This is a genomic window from Brevundimonas sp. DC300-4, from assembly GCF_049897365.1.
Taxonomy (GTDB): domain Bacteria; phylum Pseudomonadota; class Alphaproteobacteria; order Caulobacterales; family Caulobacteraceae; genus Brevundimonas.
In genome coordinates, this window is sequence record NZ_JAFCWC010000003.1 from 308,876 (window position 1) to 330,018 (window position 21,143).

The window sequence follows — 21,143 nt, forward strand, 5'->3', positions numbered from 1 at the left end:
CGCCCAGCGGCAGGAGGGCGGCGCTCAGCATCAGGGCGGCGGTCAGACTACGCATCGGGATCACTTTCACTGGGGCGGAAGCAGGAAGGTCAGGGGGATGTCGAGCCGGCTGTTCCAGCTCTTCTCGTTGTGTTCGGCGCCGGGGAAGACCAGGGTCCGGAAACGATCGGCAGGCCAGCCCGCAGCCGTGACCACCTGGTCGATGCGCGACTGGAAGAAGGCGTAGAACTGATCCAGTGTCTCGTCGCCGCGATCGAAATACAGTCTGTGCGTCGCCGGATCGGGCAGGCCAGCCGCGATGACGCCGGACCAGGCGGCGACCACCGTCTCGCGCCAGGCCGCCAGGGCTTCTCCCTGCAGCGCGTCACGCCGCAGAGGCCAATGGGTGGAGAGGCAGCCGGCGGCGCCGAACACGTCGGGATATTGCATCAGGGCGCTGAGCGAGATCAGCCCGCCCATGCTGGAGCCCATGATGACCGTGTCGTCGCGCCCGGGCCGCGTTCGGAAGTCCGCGTCGATGCGGGGCTTTAGCTCTTCGACCAGAAACCGCAGATAGCCGTCCGAGAGGGACGCGCCGCCATAGAGGGTTTCGACGTCGGCGCGGGTCGCGTCGGGCAGGGCCGCGATCAGCTCGGACGGAACGTACTCGCGCAGGCGCAGCGGCGTGTTCCAGACGCCGATCACGATGGGAGCCCGCACCTGGCCGGTCGCGATCAGCCGGACCAGATGCTCGTCGACGCCCCATTCTCCGAACGGGGCCCGGGCCGCGTCGAACAGGTTCTGGCCGTCATGCATGTAGAGGACGGGATGGCGGTCCGCGCCGACGTCGTAGCCCGGAGGCAGCCAGACGGTGACATTGCGCGTCGCCGCCTGGGCCGAGTTCATGTCCGGGTATTCGACAAGCCGCCCGCCGGCCACGGGCTCGGCCCGTACAGCGCTGGCAAAGGGCAGGGCCGCAAGCGCAACGAGGAGGGCGCGCCGATCCATCATGCCGCCCCGGGCTCCCTGACGAACAGGGCGCACACGGCCGCGATGAAGAACGACCCGCCGCCGATGACCAAGGCCCAGATCGCCTCGCCGGCGAAGAAGTGCTTCAGCGTCAGGCCCAGGATGGTCGCGGCCAGGAGCTGGGGCACGACGATGAAGATGTTGAAGATGCCCATATAGACGCCCATCTTCCCCCCCGGCACGGCGCCCGACAGGATGGCGTAGGGCATCGACAGGATCGAGGCCCAGGCGAAGCCGACGCCGATCATCGGAACCCACAGCAGGGCCGGGTCGCGGATCATGGCGATGCCGATCAGGCCCAGTCCGCCCAGCACCAGGTTGATGGCGTGCGCGCCCCGGCGGCCGGTCCTCCGGGCCAGCACCGGGATGACGAAGGCCGCCAGTGCCGCCACGCCGTTGTAGACGCCGAACAGGACTCCGACCCAGTTCGCCCCGGTGTTGTAGGCCGCCGAGGTGGTGTCGCTCGTGCCGTAGTGGACGGCCGTGACCGCGGCGGTGGTGTAGATCCACATGGCGAACAGGGCGAACCAGCTGAAGAACTGGACCACGGCCAGGCCGCGCATGGCCTCGGGCATGCGGAAGATGTCATCGACGATCTCGGTCACGCCGTTCGAGGCCTTCGCCGCATGCAGGGCGCCGACGGCGATCTGTAAAACCCCGAAGGCGGCGATGCCTCCGGCGGCGATATAGAGTTCCTTCTCCAGCCCGGCCCCCGCGACGCCGATGAAGCCCGCGAAGCCGACGGCGGCCCAGACCAGACCGCCGAGGATGTAGGATTTCGATGACCGCGCAGGGGCCTGTTCACCGTCGGGAAGCTGGCCGGGCAGGGCGCGGTGGGCATCGAAGGCGGCGACCTGTTCGGGGCTGTATTCCTTCGTCGAGAAGACGGTCCACAGCACGGCCGACAACAGGCAGGCGGCGCCGATGTAGTAGGCCCAGCGGACGCTGTCGGGGGTGATCCCCTCGGGCGCGACGGAGGCGACGCCGAGGTTTGACAGGATCCACGGAAGGCACGACGCAAACACCGCACCCGTGCCGATGAAGAAGCTCTGCATCGCATAGCCGGCGGTCCGCTGCTCGTCGGGCAGCAGGTCGCCGACGAAGGCGCGGAACGGCTCCATGGTGATATTGATCGAGGCGTCCATGATCCACAGCATGGCGGCCGCGAACCACAGGGTCGGGCTGTTCGGCATCGCCACCAGAGCCAGCGACGTCAGCACCGCGCCGACCAGGAAATAGGGTCGCCGACGGCCCAGCGGCGTCCAGGTCTTGTCGCTGAGATGGCCGATGATCGGCTGGACCAGCAGGCCCGTCAGGGGCGCGGCGATCCACAGGATGGCGAGACTGTCGACCTCGGCGCCCAGGGTCTGGAAGATTCGGCTGGTGTTGGCGTTCTGCAGGCCGAAACCGATCTGGATCCCGAAGAACCCCACGCACATGTTCATGATCGCCAGGGCGTTCAGGCGTGGGCGAAGGGTCAGGAGGGCGGAGGGCGGGGTCACCGGCGCGCGCTCCCGAGCGGCACGAACCGGATGGCCTGGCCGCCGCCGGGTGCGAGCCGCAGGGTCAGGGTCTCGGCCGAGGTCACCTCCTGCTGCTCGATGACGATGTCGGTGCGGCTGCGGCCGTCTCCATCTCGCCAGTCGGCGCTGGGACCGTCGCGGTAGATCTCCGCGCGATAGCGGACCCCGGGCTCAAGGAAGCTCAGTGACGCTTGCAGTACGCGCGGGTTCTCGTCGGTGATCGAGCCCAGGAACCACTCGCGGGTTCCGCGCTCCTTGCGCGCGATGGTGACGAAGTCGCCGACCTCGCCGTTCAGCACCCGGGTCTCGTCCCAGTCGACAGCGACGTCCCTGATGAACTGGAAGGGGGCCGGATTGGCCTCGTATTTGTCGAGCAGATCGGCCGCCATCTGGATCGGGCTGTAGATCGTCACATACAGCGCGAGCTGTTTGGCCCAGGTCGTGGCAATTCCGTCGGGCGCGCGGGTGACCATGCCGAAGATGCCCGGCGTATAGTCCATCGGCCCGGCCAAAAGGCGGGTGAAGACCAGGTTGACCTCGTGCTCGGGCGGATTGCTCGGCTGGCCCCAGGCGCTGAACTCCGTGCCCCGCGCGCCTTCGCGAGAGGTCATGTTCGGGTAGGTGCGACGCAGGCCCGTATCCTTGAACGGCTCGTGGGCGTTGATCGCGACGTGGCGCTCGGCCGCCTCGCGCACGACGGCCAGATGGTGGCGGCTCATGGCCTGGCTCTCATGCCAGGCGAAGGTCGGCTGGCCGTCCGGGCCGGTGACCCGCGCTCCGCCGGCATCGGCGACATAGCCGGTCTTGACCGTCGTGATACCCAGCCGCTGATCCAGATCGAAGGCGGCCTGCATCTGCTGTTCGTAGTGGTAGGCGTTGCCGCCGGTCTCGTGGTGGCCGATCAGCTGGACGCCGCGCTCGCGGGCGTAGGCGGCGAGGCCCTCGATGTCGAAATCGGGATAGGCTTCGGTGAACGAATAATCCCAGCCGTTGCCGAACCAGTCGCCGTCCCAGCCGACGTTCCAGCCCTCGACCAGCACCCCGCCGAAGCCGTTCTCGGCGGCGAAGTCGATGTGGCGGCGGGTGTTGTCATTGGTTGCGCCGTGACGGGGACCCGCGTTCCAGGTCTTCAGGTCGAGGTGCATTTCCCACCAGACGCCGACGTATTTCATCGGCCGGAACCAGCTGACGTCACCGATCGCATTGAGGGCGTTCAGGTTCAGGATCAGGGCGGATTCGACCAGGCCGCCGGCCGTGTCGGTGATCTGCAGGGTGCGCCATGGTGTGTTGAACGGCGCCTCGCGCTCAACCGCCGCGTTGGTGAAGCCGGGCGTCAGGTCGGCGACGAAGCGACGGCCCTCGGCGCGGCGCAGGTTCATGCCGGCATAGTCGATCAGGGCCGCCTCGTGGATCGAGACATGCAGACCCGAGTCCAGCCGCATCGTCATCGGCGTCTGGGTGTTCGACGCCTCCTGGATCGAGGTGCGGTGATACAGATATTCCTCGCGGTTCCACTCGTGCGAGGGGATCCACCAGGCCTCGCCGTCCTCGGCGATGTTGAACTCGGTCAGCTCCGAACCGATGCGGACGGTTGGCAGGGCGTCCTGCTGCGGGAACTCGTAGCGGAAGCCCAAACCGTCGTCATAGACGCGGAACACGACGTCGAAGATCCGCGCCAGGGCGGTGCGTTCGCGCAGATGCACGCGCAGTTCCCGGTAGTGGTTGCGGATGAACCGGCGCTCGCCCCAGGGCTGCTCCCAGGTATCGTCGTGATCGGTGGCGGGTTCGGCCGAAACGACCAGTCCGCGCTCCAGTTTCGGCGCATCGGTCAGGATGAAGCCGAGGCGCGAGGGGGCGATCACAGGGCGGCCAAGGCGGTTGACGGCGTAGCTCGGGCGGCCGTCGCCGTCGGTCGTGACACTGACCGTCAGCGACCCGTCGGGCGAGGAGACGGTTGCCTGCGCCGGGGGCGGGGTCTGCGCCACGGCCGGCGAACAGAGGGCGACCAGCGCCAGCACAAGCAACGGAATACGCATCGGCTTCACTCCTCTAAAGCTTCTGGATCGAAGCCCTTGCCAAGCGCCGCGCAACGGATGCAGATGCGGCGATGACGTGGTTTGCAGCAAAATTTGCAGTATCGGCGGGGCGGGCTTGAGCAAGCGATCCACCCGTCTGGAAGACATCGCGACCCTGGCCGGGGTGTCGATCTCCACCGCCTCGCGGGCGCTGAACGACAGCCCGGCGGTGAACGCGCGCACCAAGCAGGCGATCTGGAAGCTGGCGCGCGAGCACGACTATCCGTTCCGCCGCTACATGCCCGCCGGCCCCATCGGCGCCTCGGGCACCATCGCCCTGGTGACACCGCGACCGCAGGGGCGTGAAGGGCGTCTGAGCGATCCCTTCTTCCTTGAGCTTCTGGCCGGGGTGGGGGAGGCGGCGCGCGAGCGCGGTTGCGACCTCGTGATGAGCCACGTCTCGCCGGCGAATATCGATGATCTGAACGCGGCCATGAACACCAGCCGCGCGGACGGAGTGATCTTTCTCGGTCAATCGACCCTGCATTCGGCCTTCAACCGGATGGCGGAGACGGACGGCCGGTTCGTGGTCTGGGGCGCCGAACTGCCGGACCAGAACTATTGCTCGATCGGCTCGGACAACATCAACGGCGGACGCCGGGCGACGGCGCATCTGGCGCGGCTGGGCAGGAAGCGCATCGTCTTCCTCGGCGACCTCGAACCGCCCGAGGCGATGCAGCGTCAGCGCGGCTATGCCGAGGCTTGCGAGGCGGCGGGTCTGGGCGTCGATCCCGACCTGATCGTCCCCGCGCATTTCGAGGTCGAGAGCGCGGAGGCTTCGGTCGATTCCATGATCCGCAGGGGACTGGATTTCGACGGCATCGTCGCGGCGTCCGACCTGATCGCGCTCGGCGCGGTGCGCGCCCTGCTTCATGCCGGCAAACGGGTGCCCGAGGACGTGTCGGTGATCGGCTTCGATAATGTGCCCTTCAGCCGCTACAGCCGTCCGGCCCTGTCGACCATCGCCCAGGACACGATGAAGGCCGGCCGGCTGATGGTCTCCAAACTGCTGGACCACGCCGGCGAGGGCGGCGGGCGCTCCGAACGCATCCCCACCGACCTGATCATCAGGGAGACGTGCGGCGGCTGAGGTCATCCGGTCGGCCCGGAGAAGATCAGCCCCGCCATCGGCGCAAGCTGACCGGATCGTGCGTCCGGCTGGTTCACCGCCTCGACTACGGACCAGCCCGCGGGCGGCGTCCAGGCGATCGGATCGTGACCCAGGTTGAAGGCGCAGAGCAGGGTCTCGCCGCCGCCCTCGCGCCGGAACAGCAGGAGTTCGCCGGCGTCCTTCAGCATCGTCATCGTGCCGGTGCGCAGCGCTGGATGGCTGTGACGCAGGGCGATCAGGCGACGCGCCAGATGCAGGGTCGAATTCGGATCCTTCTCCTGCACCTCGACCGCCAGGGCGCGATGACGCGGATCGACCGGCAGCCAGGGCTCGTGCTCCGAGAAACCGGCGAAGCCGTTGTCGCTCTTCCACGGCATGGGGGTGCGGGCGCCATCGCGGCCCAGGGTGTCGGGCCAGTTGGCGATGGCCTCGGGATCGACCAGCCGCTCGAACGGAACCTCGGCCTGGGGCAGTCCCAGCTCCTCGCCTTGATAGACGAAGACGTTGCCGCGCAGGCACATGAGCAGCAGCAGCGCCATCTCGGCGAAGGCCTTGGGGTTGCGACCCTCTGCCCAGCGCGACAGGGCGCGGGGCGCGTCGTGATTGGAGAAGCTCCAGGACGGCCAGCCCTCGCCCTCGGTCCCCGGCCACATTGCCGGGCCGCGATCGACCAGATCGGTCGTCAGCTTGTCGGCATACAGATAGAGAAAGCCATAGGCCGAATGCAGCCGGTCGGCGCCCTCGGTGTAGAGTTTCATCTCCTCGTTGGCCTTCTCGCCCCCGACCTCGGCCACCAGGAACCGGTCCCCGTCATAGGAATCGGTCGTCTGACGCAGCCGGGTCAGGAACGTCAGGATGTCGGGATGCGACTGGTTGTGGTCGTGGTGCTGGAAGTCGAATGAGCGGGTGCGCTTGCCGGGCGTCAGGACCGGTGGGTTGTCGGTCAGGGCGGGGTCGTGCATCGAGAAATTCAGGGCGTCGCAACGGAACCCGTCCACCCCCCGATCGAGCCAGAAGCGGGCCACGCCCAGCAGAGCCTCCTGGACCTCGGCGTTCCTCACATTCAGCTGCGGCTGCTCCTTGAGGAAGTTGTGCATGTAGTATTGGTGCCGGCGTGCATCCCAGGTCCAGGCCGGGCCGCCGAACACCGACTGCCAGTTGGACGGTGGCGAGCCTTCCGGCCTGGCGTCGGCCCAGACGAACCAGTCGGCCTTGGGATTGGTCCGGTCCTGGCGGCTTTCCTGGAACCATTCATGCAGGTCCGAGGTGTGGGAATAGACCTGGTCGATGATGATTTTCAGGCCCAGTTCGTGCGCTCGCGCCACCAGCCGGTCAAAATCCTCCATCGTGCCGAAGATCGGATCGATGCCGACATAGTCGGCGACGTCGTAGCCGAAGTCCTTCATCGGCGAGGTGAAGAAGGGCGACAGCCAGACCCCGTCCACGCCCAGCGAGGCGACATGCCCCAGATGCGCGGTGATGCCTGGCAGGTCGCCGATTCCGTCGCCGTTGGTGTCGGCGAAGCTGCGCGGATAGACCTGATAGATGACGGCCCCGCGCCACCACTCGCGATGCGGCGCGGCCTCGCCCCCGGGGACGGCGTACAGGTCTTGGCTCAGGGGTTCAGCAGTCAACGCACACCTTCGGAACTACAGATCAGATAATCGAGCGCGGGCACGGTGACCCGGATACTGGCGGGGGCGGTCGCCGACATGGGGCAATCACCCCGCAAAGAGGACCAGTCGCCGGAGGCGGCGTCCACCTCGATGTTCGCCGTGATCGGTGCGGTCGAGGTGTTGTAGACGATCAGGGTCTCGCCCGCCGTGTCCAGGATGCGGCGCGATACGGCCAGAAGGCCCGGCGCCTCGGCGGCGAAACGCACGGTTTGCAGACCCCGGCGCAGGCGGACATCGGCCTGGCGCAGGCGAGCCATCGCAGCGATCGCACGGTACAGCGGGGCCTCGATCGAGAAGGTCGGCTGGGCTCCGCCGACGATCCGGTCGTCGCGATAGGAGGCGACCTGGGTCTCGAACATGTCCTGACGCGCGCTGCCGTAGCCGCCGGCGCCAGAGAAGCCCTGTTCGTCGCCGTAGTAGAGGGTCGGGGTGCCGCGCGAGAACATCATCATCGCGTGGGCCAGGGTCTCGCGCTGGAGCAGTTCTTCATCCGAGATGTCGGGCTTGGTCGTCAGGATGAAGCCGCCGATCCGGCCCATGTCGTGATTGCCGAGAAAGGTCGGCAGGCCGAGCGCGCCGATTTCGCCGCCTTGGTAGAGGGCGTCCGAGGCGAACACCCTGGACAGGCGATCGGGCGGCGCGTCGCGGGCGACGATGTCGGTCACCGTGTACTGAAAGCCGAAGTCGAGCACCGCCGGGTAGCCGTCGATCCGGGTGAAGCGCGCCGTCACCGCCGGATCGACGTCATAGACCTCGCCGAAGATGTGGAAGTTCGGGATGCCGTTGGCCTCTGCCCGCGCGATCATGGCCGGGACGAAGGCCTGCCAGAACTCGGGGTTCACATGCCGGGCCGTGTCGATACGGAAGCCGTCGATCTGGTAGCGGTCGATCCAGTCGCCAAAGATCTCGATCATACCCTCGACCACGCGCGGGTGTTCGGTCATCAGGTCGTCGAGGCCGGCGAAGTCGCCGTCCAGCGAGCTCTCGCCCCGGAAGGTCGTGTCGCCACGGTTGTGGTAATAGGCGGGGTCGTTGAGCCAGGCCGGGACCTTCACCGTCTCCTCGCCCGCCGGGACGTAGGGGGTCCAGGCGAAGTCGGTGTCGGTCAGCCGGTCGAAATTCCGCCCGGTGAAACCGTCGTTGATCGCCTCGCCGTCCACACCGCCCCGACGGGTGAACGGATAGTCCGCCCGGCTGCGATAGGCGCAGTCGTTGGCCGGGCACTCGCGATAGCGGATCACGTCGGCCGTGTGGTTGGCGACGATGTCCATATAGACCTTCATGCCGCGCGCATGGGCGGCCTCGACCAGGGCGCGCATCGCTGCCTCGTCGCCGAAATGCGGATCGACGCGGGTGAAGTCGGTGATCCAGTAGCCGTGCGACCCGGCGAACTCGCGGCCCGGCTCGCCCTGCACCGGTTTGTTCTTGAAGATCGGAGCCATCCAGATGGCTGTCGCGCCGAGGCCCTGGATGTAGTCCAGCCGACGCTCGATCCCGGCAAGGTCGCCGCCGTGATAGAAGCCTTCGTGCGTCGGGTCGAAGCCGTGGTCCAGCCGCCCGCCGGAAATGCCGCCCGTGTCGTTGGACGCATCGCCGTTGTCGAACCGGTCCGGCATCAGGAAATAGATCACCTCGTCCTGCGGCAGGCGCGCGCGATAGTCCGGCGTCTGCGCAAGCGCGGTGGAGGCCAGCAGCGTCGTCATGAGACCCAGGGTCAGGCCCCGAGCCATGCTCGGGACGCGACGGGATGATGTGGTCATCGCTCTATCTCCTCCCTTCCTGGTCGCCGGATACAAGGCCCGGCAGAACTCTTTGCAAGATTTTGCAGGCTCGGTTCGCCGTGTCAATGCAGCAACGGTAGCGCCCCTTCGGCTACCCTGTGTATATGTTGCGCTGCAATATTGGGCGGAATCGCTGGATTTCAGGTTCGCCTTGTTTCGAACCCTCGCATTACAGGCTTGCAAGGTTGCGCAGAGTTTGCATAGATTTGCGTAACAGGTCGGGATCGCTTCGTCAGAAACGCGAGATGGCCGCAGGGAGGAAGACGATGAGGAACCGCTTCAACACGCGTGCGCGTCTGATGGCCGGAGGCGCGGCGAGCGTCCTGGCAATGCTGGTTGTCACCGGTGGCGCGCAGGCCCAGACCACTCCACAGGACGATGACGCCACCCAGGTGGAAGAAGTCATCGTCACCGGCATCCGTGGCTCGATCGCTAGCTCGATCGCCGCCAAGGCCCGCAACACCTCCATCGTCGAGGTCATCACGGCCGAGGACATCGGCAAACTGCCGGACGTCTCCATCGCCGAATCCCTGGCGCGCCTGCCGGGCCTGACGGTCCAGCGCCTGGACGGCCGGGGTCAGCTGATCTCGATCCGCGGCCTCGGTCCCGACTTCACCACCGCCCTGCTGAACGGTCGCGAGCAGGTCACCACCGGCGACAACCGCGGCGTCGAATTCGACCAGTACCCGTCGGAACTGCTCAGCGGCGTCACCATCTACAAGACCCCGGACGCCCAGCTGATCGGTCAGGGGCTGGCCGGCACGGTCGACCTGCAGACGATCCGCCCGCTGGCCTACGGCCGTCGCGCCATCGCCGCCAACGTCCGTTACGAGCAGAACGACATCGGCGCGCTCAACTCGGGCACCGAGGACAGCGGCGTCCGCTACAGCGTGTCCTACATCGACCAGTTCGCGGACGACACGATCGGCATCGCCCTGGGCTACGCCCACATCACCAGCCCCTATCAGTCCGAGCGCTATAACGCCTGGGGCTATCCGACCACCGGCTCGGGCGCCTTCGTCATCGGCGGCGTGAAGCCCTATGTCATGTCATCGGAGCTGGAACGCGACGGCTTCATGGGCACGCTGGAGTTCCGCCCGAACGATCGCTTCCATTCGACCATCGACGGCTTCTATTCCGAGTTCCAGAACACCCAGATCCTGCGCGGCATCGAGTTCCCGCTGTGGTGGGGCGGCTCTTCGGGCAACTGCCCGGCCCAGGTGCAGACGGCGACCTGCCGTCCCGGCCCGGCGCTGCAGACCGGTGCCACAGTCGCCAACGGCTTCGTCACCGCCGGAACGTTCAACAATGTGAAGGGCGTCATCCGCAACGACGTCAACACCCGCGACAGCAACATCACCTCGCTGGGCTGGAACACGGTTTTCGACGCGAACGACGACTGGTCGTTCATGGCCGACCTGAGCTACTCCAAGGTCGAGCGCGAGGACGTCGTGCTGGAAACCTATTCCGGCACCGGACGCGACGTCGCCGGAGCACTGGACACGCTCGGTTTCCGCCTGGATGAGAACAACGTCCCCGTCTTCACCCACAACCTGAACTATGCCGATCCGAACCTGATCCGTCTGACCAGCCCGCAAGGCTGGGGCGGCGACATCATTCCGGGCGGCCAGGACGGCTACCTGAACAACCCGAGCATCGACGACGAGCTCAAGGCTGTGCGCCTCGAAGCTCGCCACCAGTTCAACGGCGAAGGTCCGTTCTCCTCGATCAAGTTCGGCGTCAACATCTCTGAGCGCGAGAAGACCTTCGTCAATGACCAGTTCTTCCTCGGCGTTCCGGGCGGCGCCTCGGCCGTCGTGCCGACCGCCTTCCTGTTGCCCGCGACCCAGCTGACATACCTCGGCCTGGGCGGCGTCATCAGCTATGACGCGCTGGGCCTGGTGAACTCCGGCTTCTACAACCGGGTCCGCAACCCCAACGCCGATGTGCGTTCGGGCAACTGGGAAGTGACCGAGAAGGTCAACACGGCTTACGTCCAGTTGAACATCGATCACATGCTGGGCTCCCTGCCTCTGACGGGCAACATCGGCCTGCAGTACATTGGCACGGATCAGAGCTCGAACGGCTTCGCAGCCTCGGGCAGCGGCGCATCGACCGTCTCGAGGGCCGTGTCCGGCGGTCGGGAGTACGAGGAGTTCCTGCCCTCCACCAACTTCATTCTCCAAGTTCAGGACGACATGTTCCTGCGCTTCGCCGCGGCCCGCACCCTCGCGCGGACTCGGATGGACGATATGCGCGCGTCGCGGAACTTCAGCTTCAACGTGACGAACAACACGCCGGCGGCGCGTCCGGACCTCAACTCGCCCTGGAGCGGCTCGGGCGGCAATCCGGACCTGATGCCGACCATCGCCAACGTCTATGACATCTCGTTCGAGAAATATTTCGCCGACCGTCAGGGCTATGTCTCGATCGCCGGCTTCTACAAGGACCTGGAGACCTTCGTCTTTACGCGGAACCAGATCTTCGACTTCAGCGGCTACCCATCGGGCTCTGTCGTCCCGGTGATCAACCAGGGCGTGGTCTCGGCCCCGGACAACGGCGAGGGCGGCTATATCTCGGGCATCGAGTTCGCCCTGTCGATGCCGTTCGACATCGTCCACCCGGCGCTGGAAGGCTTCGGTATGCAGGCCTCGGTCTCGCAGACCTCCAGCGAGATCAAGCCGGACGGCCAGGCCGCGACGGCCTTGCCAGGCCTGTCGGAAACAGTCGCTAACCTGACTGTCTACTACGAGGCCAACGGCTTCCAGGCGCGGGTCTCGAACCGCTACCGCTCCGACTTCCTCGGAGAGGTCGCCGGCTTCGGCAACGGCCGCACCCTGCGCAGCGTCGCCGCCGAGAACGTCGTCGACGCCCAGGTCGGCTACGAGTTCCAGTCGGGCATGCTCGAGGGCGCCTCGGTGCTGTTCCAGGTCAACAACCTGACCGACGAGCCGTTCCAGACCTTCCAGAACGGCGACGAGCGTCAGGTCATCGACTATCAGACCTACGGCCGGACCTTCCTGATCGGTGTGAACTACAAATACTGATCCGATCATTGGTCGCCCCCGTCCCCTTGCCCCGAGGGGCCGGGGTGTGGTCGCCGCCTCCTGAGGCGTGAAACTGGCCGTGCGGGTCCGCCTGCACGGCCACTTTTCGTTACGGGCGGAAGATCGCACTGGACGGCGCGGACGATCCGCGTGACCCATGGGACGTAAGCGGTTACGGGCGACCAACGCCCGACAGGAAACGAGGCCAGGATGACCGAGACCACCACGACCCCGACGAAGGGCACGACCCTCGCCTTCGCCTATGTGACGACGCTGTTCTTCGCCTGGGGGTTCGCGACCTCGCTGATCGATCCGCTGATCGCGGCTGTGCGGCGGGTGTTCGATCTCAGCTTCACCGAGGCCTTCCTGACCACCTTCGCCTGGTTCATCGCCTATGGGGTCGCCTCCCTGCCGGCGGCTGCGGTCCTCGCCCGCCTCGGCTACAGCCGGGCCATCCTGGCGGCTCTGGCGACGATGGTGGCGGGCTGTCTGATCGTGCCGCTCTCGACCATGGTCGACTGGTATCCCGGCATCCTGATCGCCCTGTTCGTGATCGCCTCAGGGGTCACCCTGCTGCAGGTCGCCGCCAATCCGCTGGTCGCCGAGCTGGGGGCGAAGAAGAGCTCGCATCTGCGCCTGACGCTGTCGCAGGCCTTCAACTCGCTCGGCACGACGATTGGGCCGTGGCTGGGGTCGCACGTCCTTCTGACCGGCGGCGTGTTCGCGGCCGGCGCGGTGGTCACTGTCGCTACTCGCGGCGAGTCCATGCGCGCCATCGACCTGGCCTTCCTGGCGCTGGGCGGCTTCTTCGCCCTGGTCGCCGCCTTCATCTTCTCGGCGCGGAAACAGATCAATGCGGCCGCTCCGGTGACCGACGCGGCCGGTTCCAACTTCCTGACCGCCTTCCGCTCGCCCTGGGCGATCTTCGGCGCCGTGGCCATCTTCATCTATGTCGGGTCCGAAGTGGCCATCGGTTCGCTGATGACCAACTTCCTGGCCTCGGAGAGCATCCTCAACCGTCCGCTGGAGGAGGCCGGCAAGCTTGTCGCCCTGTACTGGGGCGGCGCCATGGTCGGCCGTTTCGTCGGCACGCTCCTGCTGCGCTTCATTCCCGCCGGCTGGTTGCTGGCGATGTGCACCGTGGCGGCAGGCATCCTGTGCTTCGTCGTCATCCAGACCGGCGGGACCACGGCCGCCTATGCAGCCCTGTCGATCGGGCTGTTCAACTCGATCATGTTCCCGACCATTTTCACCCTGACGCTGGAGCGGTCCTCAGCCCCGACCTCGGCGACCTCGGGCCTGCTGGTCTTCGGCATCATCGGCGGCGCCGTCCTGCCGCTGCTGGCAGGGCGGATCGCGGACAGCGCAGGCGGGGTGCTGAACCCGGCCTTCTGGGTGCCGCTGCTGGGTTATGTGGCGCTGACGGTGTTCGCCATCGCAGCGGCCCGGACCAAGGTGCGGGGCGAGGTCGCGGCAACGGTGAGCGGCGGGCACTAGAACAAGACCCTCTCCCCTTGCGGGAGAGGGAGATCGCGCACGGCGGCGAAGCCGTCGTTCTGGCGCGGTCGGGTGAGGGGTGACGCGGGGCGCTGACCCGAGAGGCATCTCGACCCCTCCCCCTTTCGCGCGAGGCCGTTCGCTTCGCTCTCGGGCGCTCAAGCCCTCTCCCGCAAGGGGAGAGGGGCCTACCCCCCGTAAACCCGTCCGCCGCCGCCGAAGCCGCCGCGCGAGACCACGGTCGTGCGGCTCTGGACGCGGCTCGGCGCCTGACGCGCGAGGTCGGTCCCGTAGTCGCGGCCATTGGCGACCTGGCGCCCCGTGCGATAGTCGCGGCTCAGATATCCGCCGCCATAGCCGTTCTGGAAATTGCCGTTGCGGTCGCGGTAGAGGCCGCCGCCGCCGCGATAGCCGCCGCCGTTCAGCATCTGGCCGATGACAAAGCCGGTCAGCAGGGGCGTGAAGAATGAGCCGCCGGAGCTGTTCGGACGGCACTGGTCCGGACCCCACTGGCCCTCGCATTCCGACTGGGTGGCATAGCGGGGCGCGGTCGTTTCGGCCTGGGTGCGGGCGTTGGCCTCGGCGGCGTCGCATTCCGTGTCGGTGATGTCATTGGCGGCCTTGCACTCGTCCAGGGACGTATAGGCCAGGGCCGGCACCGGCTCCGGCACCGCGACCTGCGGCGCGCCGCAGGCGGCGAGCGAGAAGGAGGCTGTCGCCATCAGACTGGTGACCTGCAGTGTGCGCGATCGCTTGAGGCGGCGGATGGTGGTGGTCTCGGGAAGGTCGCTCATGTTTCCCTCACGTCGTCATGCAGGCGGCGTTCAGCAAGCCGACGCAGATGGAAATTGTGGCCAGATAGATAGCCGCGGCGGTCTCGCCGGCCTCGATCCGGGTCGCGAGGTTGCGGAACGCCAGCCGGCTGATCACCACGAAGACCCCGATCTGGATCACGCCCGCCAGCGTCGCCCAGGCGGCGAACTCCATCAGGCTGACCGTATGCGACAGGGCCGAGGCCAGCGGCAGGACATAGCCGATCAGGGCGCCGCCCAGGGCAATGGCCGCCGCTGGATTGCCGTCCCGGATCAGGGTCCGCTCATGATAGGGCGTGATCCACTGGTAGATCAGCTTGAACGCCACGGTGAAGACCCCCGCCGCGGCGAATGCGATGACGAAGGCCGTGGCCCCCGTCTGGAATGCAAACCAGTCCATCGTCTCAGTGCTCCATTGTCGTGGGACGGCTCACGCCGTGAACTCGCCGACTTCCAGGGGGATGCCGACCATGATCTCGTGGCTGATGTCGGCGGATTTCCCTGGCACCTTCTCGGGCTCCATTTCCAGCGCCAGCATCAGTTCGCGCCCGCCCGACAGGTCCCGCGCATACAGCATGCAGGTCTGGAAGATCCGGCCATGGGGAACGGTCGCCGTGCGGTCGTCCCAGATCGATTCCCACAACGTCACCGGCGGCTGGCGCGCGTCGCTCTCGGCGAACCAGTAACGGGGGTAGGACGGCAGCTCCTCCGCCGTCCCGTCGAACACGGGCTCGCTCAGCCGGTCGGTCCAGATTCGGCGCTCCCGCGGACCGGGCGGATAGGCGCTTGTCCAGGGAATGAACAGGGAGAAATCATAGGCCTCGGCGCCGGTGGCGTCGTCGCTCATGGCCTGCAGCATCACGTGGTCGTCGGTGTAGAAGCGATGCACATGCTGGCCGCTGTCCAGGGCGATCGTGCCCTGGGCCGTGATCTCCAGCGCGTCGGTGTCCAGGTTGAAGACTGTCTCGGGCTGCAGCCGGCGCCAGGCGAGCGGGTCGAGGGACACGGTGCGACCCACGGTGATGTTGCGCACCACCGCCAGCCGGTTTGTAGGCTCGGGTGGAGGCTGTCCGCCGAAGAGACGCTTGAACATGGCCCGGTCTTTACCCCGCGATTGCCGAGGCATCGAGCCTATTCGACGCGACATAGAACAGACGATCGCCTGGTTCGACGCGGCGGTCTGCCGGCGGGTTGAAGGTCGGGCGGGTGTCCTGTCCGGGCTGAATGGCCAGAAGCGTGGCTCCCCGGTCCAGAAGGACTCTGGCCAGGTCGCCGAACGGACGCGCCGCGCGATCCGGCCATTGCAGGCTGAACAGGGTCGCGCTGGCGTCGAGATGGCTGGTCAGGGCGCTGATGACCTGACTGGCGCCGGGGTCCTTGCAGGCGCGCGCGACCAACTCCGGGCCGGCGGACAGGATCACCTCAACCTCCGGGCAATGCTGGTCGATCAAACGAGCGTGATCTTCGTCTTCGAAATAGCAGACGACGTGGGCCACGTCCGAGCACAGTTCGGCGATCATTTTCGGGGTGCGAGCGGCGTGATGGCCGATCAGCACGATGGACTGGGTCATCCTGGAGTAGTCTCCTTTGCCGGCGCGGCGGAGGCGCCAGACTTCGCCGATGGCGGCGAGGACCTTGGCGACGACGGTGGTGAATGCGGCGATGGCCCCTGGAAAGACCCACAGGGCGGTGATCAGTCTGCCGCCGTCGCTTGAGGGACTCAGATCCCCATAGCCGACCGTATAGGCCGTGGTGGCGTACCAGTAGAAAAACGTCGCTGGGGCCGTCAGTTCCGTTTCTCCGAAAAGCACGAAAAGCACCCAGGTCGAGACGGCATGCAAGCTGATCAGCAGGAAAAGCAGGGTCCAGTGCAGATCGGCCATCGCATGGAAGGCCTCATCGAACAGTCGCGCGAGCTTCATTCGCGGCAGCAGCATTCGCCCGTGACCCCGGCCGGGCCCTATGCCCAAGGTTGAATCTTGGCAGGTGGCTAGCGGATGTCAATCGTTCCTGATACGCGTAACATGAAACATGCGTAATCTGGACACAGCCCCCTTGCAGTCGGCGAATGATCGGATCAGAGCTTGGCGAAAGGCCCGGCGTGAAGCGGGCATGGTCAAGCTGGAGTTCTGGGTGCCGGCCCCGACCCGAGACGATGTCAGGGCTGCAGTGCACGCTATTGTCACCGATTCGACGCGCGGACCCGCGCTTGCGCCGCGCCGTCGGCGCCCCACCTCTTCGACATCAACCGGAGCCGAACCGCACATGGACGCCGTCATCGAAATCGCCTGGACCGTGCCCGCCATCAAGGCCGCGCTGGACGAGTCCGCCCTGGTTCGCGAGGGGGAAATGACCCTGCGCGTGCTGGAAGGGGCCGATCCCGTGCTGTTGGCCACCATGCATGAGTATGGCGACCTGCCGGTCTATCTGAGCGTCGGCGGGGCGCAGATCGTCTGTTCGGTCCTGCTGTGGCCGGTGGCGGAACAGGCCGACACGGCCCGGTTCAACGCCTTCCTGCTGAAGGCCCAGCGGCTGGTGCCCCTGTCGAACTTCGCGATCACCACCGTCGGCGATCAGGACGTCTATGAGCTGATGGGCGAACTGTCGTCCAAGACCACGCTCCAGACTATCCTGATTGAACTGCGCACCCTGGCCGAGAACGCCATCGACGCCACCGACCTGCGCGAAACCTTCGGCACCGAAGCCGCCGCCTGAACCGGAGACCAGACCCATGTCCATGCTCAGCAAACTCTCCGCCCTGTTCCGCGGCACCGCCCATGACACCGCCCAGTCGGTGGTTGACGCCAACGCCCTGAAGATCCTCGATCAGGAAATCCGCGACGCCGACACGGCCCAGGGTAAGGCCCGCGACGACCTTGCCGGCCTTGTCGCCCGCCGCCGCATGGCGGAAAGCGAGATGGCCTCGTTCCGCGACCAGATCGGCAAATATGAAAGTTCGACCCGCGCCGCGCTCGGCCAGGGCAAGACCGATCTGGCCCGCGAGGTCGCAGGCCGGATCGCCGAACTGGAATCCGAGATCGGCACGCGCGGTCCGCTGATCGACAACATGAAGGCCGCCGAGGCGCGCCTGCGCACCGCCATCGCCTCGACCGACCAGAAGATTGAGACCCTGCGTCGCGAGATCGATATCGTGAAGGTCAACGAAAGCGTCCAACGCGCCCAGACCTCGGTCGCCCTGCAATCGGCCGGCGCCCATTCGCGCATCGGCTCCGCCGCCGACAGCCTGCAGCGCATCAAGCAGCGCCAGGCGGTTCAGGAGGAGCGTCTCCGTGTCGGCCAGGAGTTCGAGGACAAGCGCACCGGCGCCGACCTCGACGCCAAGCTTAAGGAGGCCGGCATTCTGCCCGGGCATTCGTCGGCCGACGATGTGCTGGCGCGGCTGACGCAACAGGACATTACGGTGGTCACGCCGCGCATCGGGCAGGCGACGCCGGATAAAGACCCAGCCTAAATCCTCCCCCTTTGGGGGAGGGGGACCGCGAAGCGGTGGAGGGGGCTGGCCCCAGACACCGGATTCGCGGCTGGCCCCCTCCGTCACGGCGCTGAAGTAGCGCCGCGCCACCTCCCCCGACGGGGGAGGATTGGAGATCATATGCAACGCCTCATCCTCCCCGAACGTCCCGACTGGCAGGCCAAGGCCGACAGCCTCGGCTTCACCTGGCACCACACGTCGGGCGATCCCTATTGGTCCGACGAGGTCGCCTACGCCCTGACGCTTCAGGAAGTGGAGGAGGGGATCGAGGCGCCGACCGCCGAACTGCATCAGATGTGCCTCGATCTCGTCGACGAGGCGGTGAAGTCCGAACGGCTGATGAGCCTGCTCGACATCCCGGAAAAGCTCAGGGACTACGTCGCCGACAGCTGGAAGCGGGGCGACCCGTCGCTATACGGCCGGTTCGACTTCGCCTACGACGGCCAGGGCCCCGCCAAGCTCTATGAGTACAACGCCGACACCCCGACGTCGATCTATGAGAGCGCGGTGTTCCAGTGGCTGTGGCTGGAAGACCGGATCGCCGACGGCTCGATCCCGGCCGCCGCCGACCAGTTCAACAGCCTGCATGAGAAACTGGTCGCCCGCTTCCGCGCCATCTTCCCGATGGGCGGGTTCGTGCATTTCTCGTCGGACCCCGATTTCGTCGAGGATCGCCAGACCGTCCGCTTCCTCGAGGATATCGCCAGACAGGCCGGTCTCGACCCGAAATTCGTGGCCATCGGCGACATCGGCCTGAACGCCGACGGGCAGTTTGTGGACGAACAGAACTGGCTGATCCAGGCCATGTTCAAACTCTACCCGTGGGAACAGATGCTGCGCGACGACTACGCCGAGCCTCTGCCCCACGCCGATATCACGGTGCTGGAGCCGGCGTGGAAATCGATCCTGTCCAACAAGGGCATCCTGCCGCTGCTGTGGGAACGCCACGCCGGTCACCCCAACCTGCTGGAGAGCTGGTTCGAGGACGATCCCGGAGCCTCGGCCCTGTCCTCCGCCCACGTCCGCAAGCCGCTTTTCTCTCGTGAGGGCGACAACATCTCGATCGTCGAGCCCGGCGGTACGGAACAGGGAAAGGACGGCGGCTACGACGGCCGCGCCATCCTCCAGGCCGTCCACGCTCCGCCCGTGTTCGACGGCCGTCACGCCATCATCGGCTCATGGGTGGTTGGCGAGGAACCGGCCGGCATGTCGGTGCGCGAGGACGAAGGCCGGATCACGCGCAACGTCTCGCGCTTCGTTCCCCACTTCATCCACGACTGATCCTCCGGCGTTAGAGGCGTCGCCCCCGGGTTCGGCTTGAACGCGGGGAAGCGAGGAGGCATGTGATCGGCATGCTCTCCCGCCTGTTCCCCAATCGGCCTGCACGGCCGGCGTCGCGCACGCCGCCCGACTGTGTCATCTGGGCGGTGGGCGACATCCACGGACGGTCCGATCTGGCCGACCGGCTGATACAGGCCATCCGTGCCGACCTGTATGCGGCCGAGGTGAAGCGCAAGGTCGTCGTCGTCCTCGGCGACTGTGTCGATCGCGGTCTCGACTCAAAAGGGGTCCTGAATCAGCTGATCAATCTCGCGGCCGATCCGGGGCTGGAGGTTCGCTTCATCCGCGGCAACCACGAGGACCGGATGGAGGCCTTCCTGCGCGATCCCCAGGTCGGCCCGTCTTGGTGCGACGACGGCGGCCGCGACACCCTGGTGTCCTACGGCGTCAGTCCGCCCCCGCTGCGCGGCGATACTCTGGCCTGGGCCGATGCCTCGCGAGCGCTCGACGAGGCGTTGCCGGATTCCCACCGCGAGTTGCTGGCCAGCCAGGAGATGTCGATCTCGATCGGCGACTATTTCTTCACCCACGCCGGCGCCCGGCCTGGCGTCGCCCTGGCAGTCCAGTCGCCCCAAGATCTGATGTGGATTCGTGAGCCGTTCCTGGATCACGCAGGCCTGTTCGAGCAGGTGGTTGTGCACGGCCACACCCCCGCCGAGGGGGTTCATTCCGATGCGCGCCGAATCGGCGTCGACACCGGCGCCTATGCAACGAATGTGCTGTCGGCGGTCCGGCTCGAGGGCGAGACGCGGACCCAGGTACGGGCCACGGGCCGGGCTGGCCGCGTCGCGATTACCACCTCGTCCCTGGCGGTCTAGGCCCGGCCGAACCGTTTCGTCCGGATCGCCGTCCAGACATCGGCGACGATCAGTTGGCTCAGGCTCCACGGCTCTATCAGATAGCGGCGCGCCAGCCGCCTCGGGTCATGGACCAGGCGAAACAACCATTCGAGGCCCATCCGACCCATCCAGCGCGGCGCGGCTTTCTGCTCACCGGCCTCATAGTCGAATGCGGCGCCGACCGAGAAAACGGCGCAGTCGGGCAGGGCGTCCAGATTGTCGAGGATCCACAGTTCCTGACGCGGCATGCCCATGCCGACGAACAGGATGTGCGGATCGAAGGCCTTCACCTCGGCGACCACGACTGCATTGTCGCGCGAGCCCGGGGTGGGGACGAAAAAGCCGTCACGCGCGCGAATGTCGGCGTTCGGGTACTCCGAAGCCAGACGGCCGCGCGCCCGCTCGACCACCTGCGGCGCACCGCCGATGTACATCACCCGCCAGCCCTTGCGGTCGACCAGGCTCCAGAAGTGGTCGCGCCAGTCCAGATAGGTGCAGCGGTGAAACGCCTTGCCCTGAAGGCCCAGCAGCCTTGCGAAATGGATCAGCGGCGTGGAGTCGACCTCGACAAGATCGGCCCGATCATAGAAGCGCTGAAGCCTTGGGTGCTTCTGAAGCAGGGCGAGGCTGTTGAGGTTGTGATTGGCGATAAGCACCTTGCGGCGCGCCTCGACCCAGGTCTCGACGTGGTGCAGAACCTCCTCTGGCCTGACCAGGTCGACAGTCTGGCCCAGCAGGCGGACGCGCTCGTGCTCACGCCGCGCCTTGCGGAAGGGCGCCCGCGCCTGCTGACGGCGATCGGTCGCAACAGCTTCGGGCAGGGAGAAGCGGGAGGCGTCGGTCATGCGCCTACCCTGACGGGTCCGGCTCAAGATCGGGTAAGGGGACAGGCTTAACAGGGCGTATCGCCCGCCTTTTGCGCCGCCGGGATGACTGGGCT

Annotated in this window: 17 protein-coding genes; 7 read left to right on the forward strand and 10 right to left on the reverse strand. The window is 66.7% G+C overall.

Features of this window, described 5'->3' with window-relative positions; genetic code table 11:
• Window positions 1-66 precede the first annotated feature (66 nt).
• Genes ACP7AZ_RS07230 through ACP7AZ_RS07240 form a run of 3 tightly spaced genes read right to left on the reverse strand, consistent with a single transcriptional unit; the run spans window position 67 to window position 4,567 of the window.
• Window positions 67-990 carry an alpha/beta hydrolase gene (locus tag ACP7AZ_RS07230; protein WP_426037494.1) on the reverse strand — a complete coding sequence of 308 codons (924 nt, stop codon included), beginning with the start codon at window positions 988-990 and terminating at the stop codon, window positions 67-69.
• Entirely contained in the window at window positions 987-2,453 is a 1,467-nt protein-coding gene (locus ACP7AZ_RS07235) for an MFS transporter (protein WP_426037734.1), read from the reverse strand. Before ACP7AZ_RS07235 ends, ACP7AZ_RS07230 begins: the two co-directional genes overlap by 4 nt.
• 53 nt (window positions 2,454-2,506) lie before the next feature.
• Window positions 2,507-4,567 carry a glycoside hydrolase family 97 protein gene (locus tag ACP7AZ_RS07240; RefSeq protein ID WP_426037496.1) on the reverse strand — a complete coding sequence of 687 codons (2,061 nt, stop codon included), beginning with the start codon at window positions 4,565-4,567 and terminating at the stop codon, window positions 2,507-2,509.
• A 76-nt stretch (window positions 4,568-4,643) separates the two neighbouring features.
• Here ACP7AZ_RS07240 and ACP7AZ_RS07245 point away from each other — a divergent pair, with 76 nt between their 5' ends.
• Window positions 4,644-5,696, forward strand: a complete 1,053-nt coding sequence (locus ACP7AZ_RS07245) for a LacI family DNA-binding transcriptional regulator (protein ID WP_303694001.1) — start codon at window positions 4,644-4,646, stop codon at window positions 5,694-5,696.
• Between the two features lie 2 nt (window positions 5,697-5,698).
• Here ACP7AZ_RS07245 and ACP7AZ_RS07250 read toward each other — a convergent pair whose 3' ends face one another.
• Window positions 5,699-7,336, reverse strand: coding sequence for an alpha-amylase family glycosyl hydrolase (locus ACP7AZ_RS07250; RefSeq protein WP_426037736.1), 1,638 nt, complete (start codon window positions 7,334-7,336; stop codon window positions 5,699-5,701).
• An 11-nt stretch (window positions 7,337-7,347) separates the two neighbouring features.
• Entirely contained in the window at window positions 7,348-9,153 is a 1,806-nt protein-coding gene (locus ACP7AZ_RS07255; protein ID WP_426037499.1) for an alpha-amylase family glycosyl hydrolase, read from the reverse strand.
• A gap of 287 nt (window positions 9,154-9,440) precedes the next feature.
• Between ACP7AZ_RS07255 and ACP7AZ_RS07260 the strand changes: the two genes are divergently transcribed.
• Together ACP7AZ_RS07260 and ACP7AZ_RS07265 are read left to right on the forward strand one after the other, a co-directional pair.
• A complete protein-coding gene (locus tag ACP7AZ_RS07260; RefSeq protein ID WP_426037501.1) occupies window positions 9,441-12,221 on the forward strand; it encodes a TonB-dependent receptor in 2,781 nt (926 codons plus the stop codon).
• A 210-nt stretch (window positions 12,222-12,431) separates the two neighbouring features.
• A complete protein-coding gene (locus ACP7AZ_RS07265) occupies window positions 12,432-13,718 on the forward strand; it encodes a sugar MFS transporter (protein WP_426037503.1) in 1,287 nt (428 codons plus the stop codon).
• A 188-nt stretch (window positions 13,719-13,906) separates the two neighbouring features.
• Here the strand turns inward: ACP7AZ_RS07265 and ACP7AZ_RS07270 are convergent, their stop codons facing one another.
• The 4 genes from ACP7AZ_RS07270 to ACP7AZ_RS07285 are packed head-to-tail and all read right to left on the reverse strand — an operon-like array spanning window position 13,907 to window position 16,467.
• Window positions 13,907-14,512 carry a DUF1190 domain-containing protein gene (locus tag ACP7AZ_RS07270; protein ID WP_426037505.1) on the reverse strand — a complete coding sequence of 202 codons (606 nt, stop codon included), beginning with the start codon at window positions 14,510-14,512 and terminating at the stop codon, window positions 13,907-13,909.
• A 7-nt stretch (window positions 14,513-14,519) separates the two neighbouring features.
• Window positions 14,520-14,930, reverse strand: coding sequence for a DUF350 domain-containing protein (locus ACP7AZ_RS07275; RefSeq protein WP_426037507.1), 411 nt, complete (start codon window positions 14,928-14,930; stop codon window positions 14,520-14,522).
• A 30-nt stretch (window positions 14,931-14,960) separates the two neighbouring features.
• The gene (locus ACP7AZ_RS07280) at window positions 14,961-15,623 is read right to left on the reverse strand and encodes a YjfK family protein (RefSeq protein ID WP_426037509.1); all 663 of its coding nucleotides are present in this window, start codon (window positions 15,621-15,623) and stop codon (window positions 14,961-14,963) included.
• A gap of 10 nt (window positions 15,624-15,633) precedes the next feature.
• Window positions 15,634-16,467, reverse strand: coding sequence for a potassium channel family protein (locus ACP7AZ_RS07285; protein WP_426037511.1), 834 nt, complete (start codon window positions 16,465-16,467; stop codon window positions 15,634-15,636).
• Between the two features lie 328 nt (window positions 16,468-16,795).
• Between ACP7AZ_RS07285 and ACP7AZ_RS07290 the strand changes: the two genes are divergently transcribed.
• The 4 genes from ACP7AZ_RS07290 to ACP7AZ_RS07305 all read left to right on the forward strand — a co-directional run bounded on the left by ACP7AZ_RS07290 (window position 16,796) and on the right by ACP7AZ_RS07305 (window position 20,182).
• Complete coding sequence (locus ACP7AZ_RS07290) at window positions 16,796-17,245, forward strand: YjfI family protein (protein ID WP_426037513.1); 450 nt, start codon at window positions 16,796-16,798, stop codon at window positions 17,243-17,245.
• A 16-nt stretch (window positions 17,246-17,261) separates the two neighbouring features.
• A complete protein-coding gene (locus tag ACP7AZ_RS07295) occupies window positions 17,262-18,002 on the forward strand; it encodes a PspA/IM30 family protein (RefSeq protein WP_426037515.1) in 741 nt (246 codons plus the stop codon).
• A 141-nt stretch (window positions 18,003-18,143) separates the two neighbouring features.
• Complete coding sequence (locus ACP7AZ_RS07300) at window positions 18,144-19,304, forward strand: glutathionylspermidine synthase family protein (RefSeq protein WP_426037517.1); 1,161 nt, start codon at window positions 18,144-18,146, stop codon at window positions 19,302-19,304.
• Window positions 19,305-19,375: 71 nt separating this feature from the next.
• Window positions 19,376-20,182: a metallophosphoesterase family protein gene (locus ACP7AZ_RS07305; protein WP_426037519.1), complete on the forward strand. Its 807-nt coding sequence runs from the start codon at window positions 19,376-19,378 to the stop codon at window positions 20,180-20,182.
• On the opposite strand, the gene ACP7AZ_RS07310 is transcribed toward ACP7AZ_RS07305, so the two are convergent.
• Entirely contained in the window at window positions 20,179-21,048 is an 870-nt protein-coding gene (locus ACP7AZ_RS07310; RefSeq protein WP_426037521.1) for a WecB/TagA/CpsF family glycosyltransferase, read from the reverse strand. The genes ACP7AZ_RS07305 and ACP7AZ_RS07310 overlap by 4 nt on opposite strands.
• Window positions 21,049-21,143: the final 95 nt, after the last annotated feature.

Excerpts from the sequence above, each read along its gene's own strand:
- ACP7AZ_RS07230 (WP_426037494.1), bottom strand. The coding sequence starts at position 990 with ATGATGGATCGGCGCGCCCTCCTCGTTGCGCTTGCGGCCCTGCCCTTT.
- ACP7AZ_RS07235 (WP_426037734.1), bottom strand. The coding sequence starts at position 2,453 with ATGAACATGTGCGTGGGGTTCTTCGGGATCCAGATCGGTTTCGGCCTG.
- ACP7AZ_RS07240 (WP_426037496.1), bottom strand. The coding sequence starts at position 4,567 with ATGCGTATTCCGTTGCTTGTGCTGGCGCTGGTCGCCCTCTGTTCGCCG.
- ACP7AZ_RS07255 (WP_426037499.1), bottom strand. The coding sequence starts at position 9,153 with ATGACCACATCATCCCGTCGCGTCCCGAGCATGGCTCGGGGCCTGACC.
- ACP7AZ_RS07260 (WP_426037501.1), top strand. The coding sequence starts at position 9,441 with ATGAGGAACCGCTTCAACACGCGTGCGCGTCTGATGGCCGGAGGCGCG.
- ACP7AZ_RS07265 (WP_426037503.1), top strand. The coding sequence starts at position 12,432 with ATGACCGAGACCACCACGACCCCGACGAAGGGCACGACCCTCGCCTTC.
- ACP7AZ_RS07270 (WP_426037505.1), bottom strand. The coding sequence starts at position 14,512 with ATGAGCGACCTTCCCGAGACCACCACCATCCGCCGCCTCAAGCGATCG.
- ACP7AZ_RS07275 (WP_426037507.1), bottom strand. The coding sequence starts at position 14,930 with ATGGACTGGTTTGCATTCCAGACGGGGGCCACGGCCTTCGTCATCGCA.
- ACP7AZ_RS07280 (WP_426037509.1), bottom strand. The coding sequence starts at position 15,623 with ATGTTCAAGCGTCTCTTCGGCGGACAGCCTCCACCCGAGCCTACAAAC.
- ACP7AZ_RS07285 (WP_426037511.1), bottom strand. The coding sequence starts at position 16,467 with ATGCTGCTGCCGCGAATGAAGCTCGCGCGACTGTTCGATGAGGCCTTC.
- ACP7AZ_RS07290 (WP_426037513.1), top strand. The coding sequence starts at position 16,796 with ATGGACGCCGTCATCGAAATCGCCTGGACCGTGCCCGCCATCAAGGCC.
- ACP7AZ_RS07295 (WP_426037515.1), top strand. The coding sequence starts at position 17,262 with ATGTCCATGCTCAGCAAACTCTCCGCCCTGTTCCGCGGCACCGCCCAT.
- ACP7AZ_RS07300 (WP_426037517.1), top strand. The coding sequence starts at position 18,144 with ATGCAACGCCTCATCCTCCCCGAACGTCCCGACTGGCAGGCCAAGGCC.
- ACP7AZ_RS07305 (WP_426037519.1), top strand. The coding sequence starts at position 19,376 with ATGCTCTCCCGCCTGTTCCCCAATCGGCCTGCACGGCCGGCGTCGCGC.
- ACP7AZ_RS07310 (WP_426037521.1), bottom strand. The coding sequence starts at position 21,048 with ATGACCGACGCCTCCCGCTTCTCCCTGCCCGAAGCTGTTGCGACCGAT.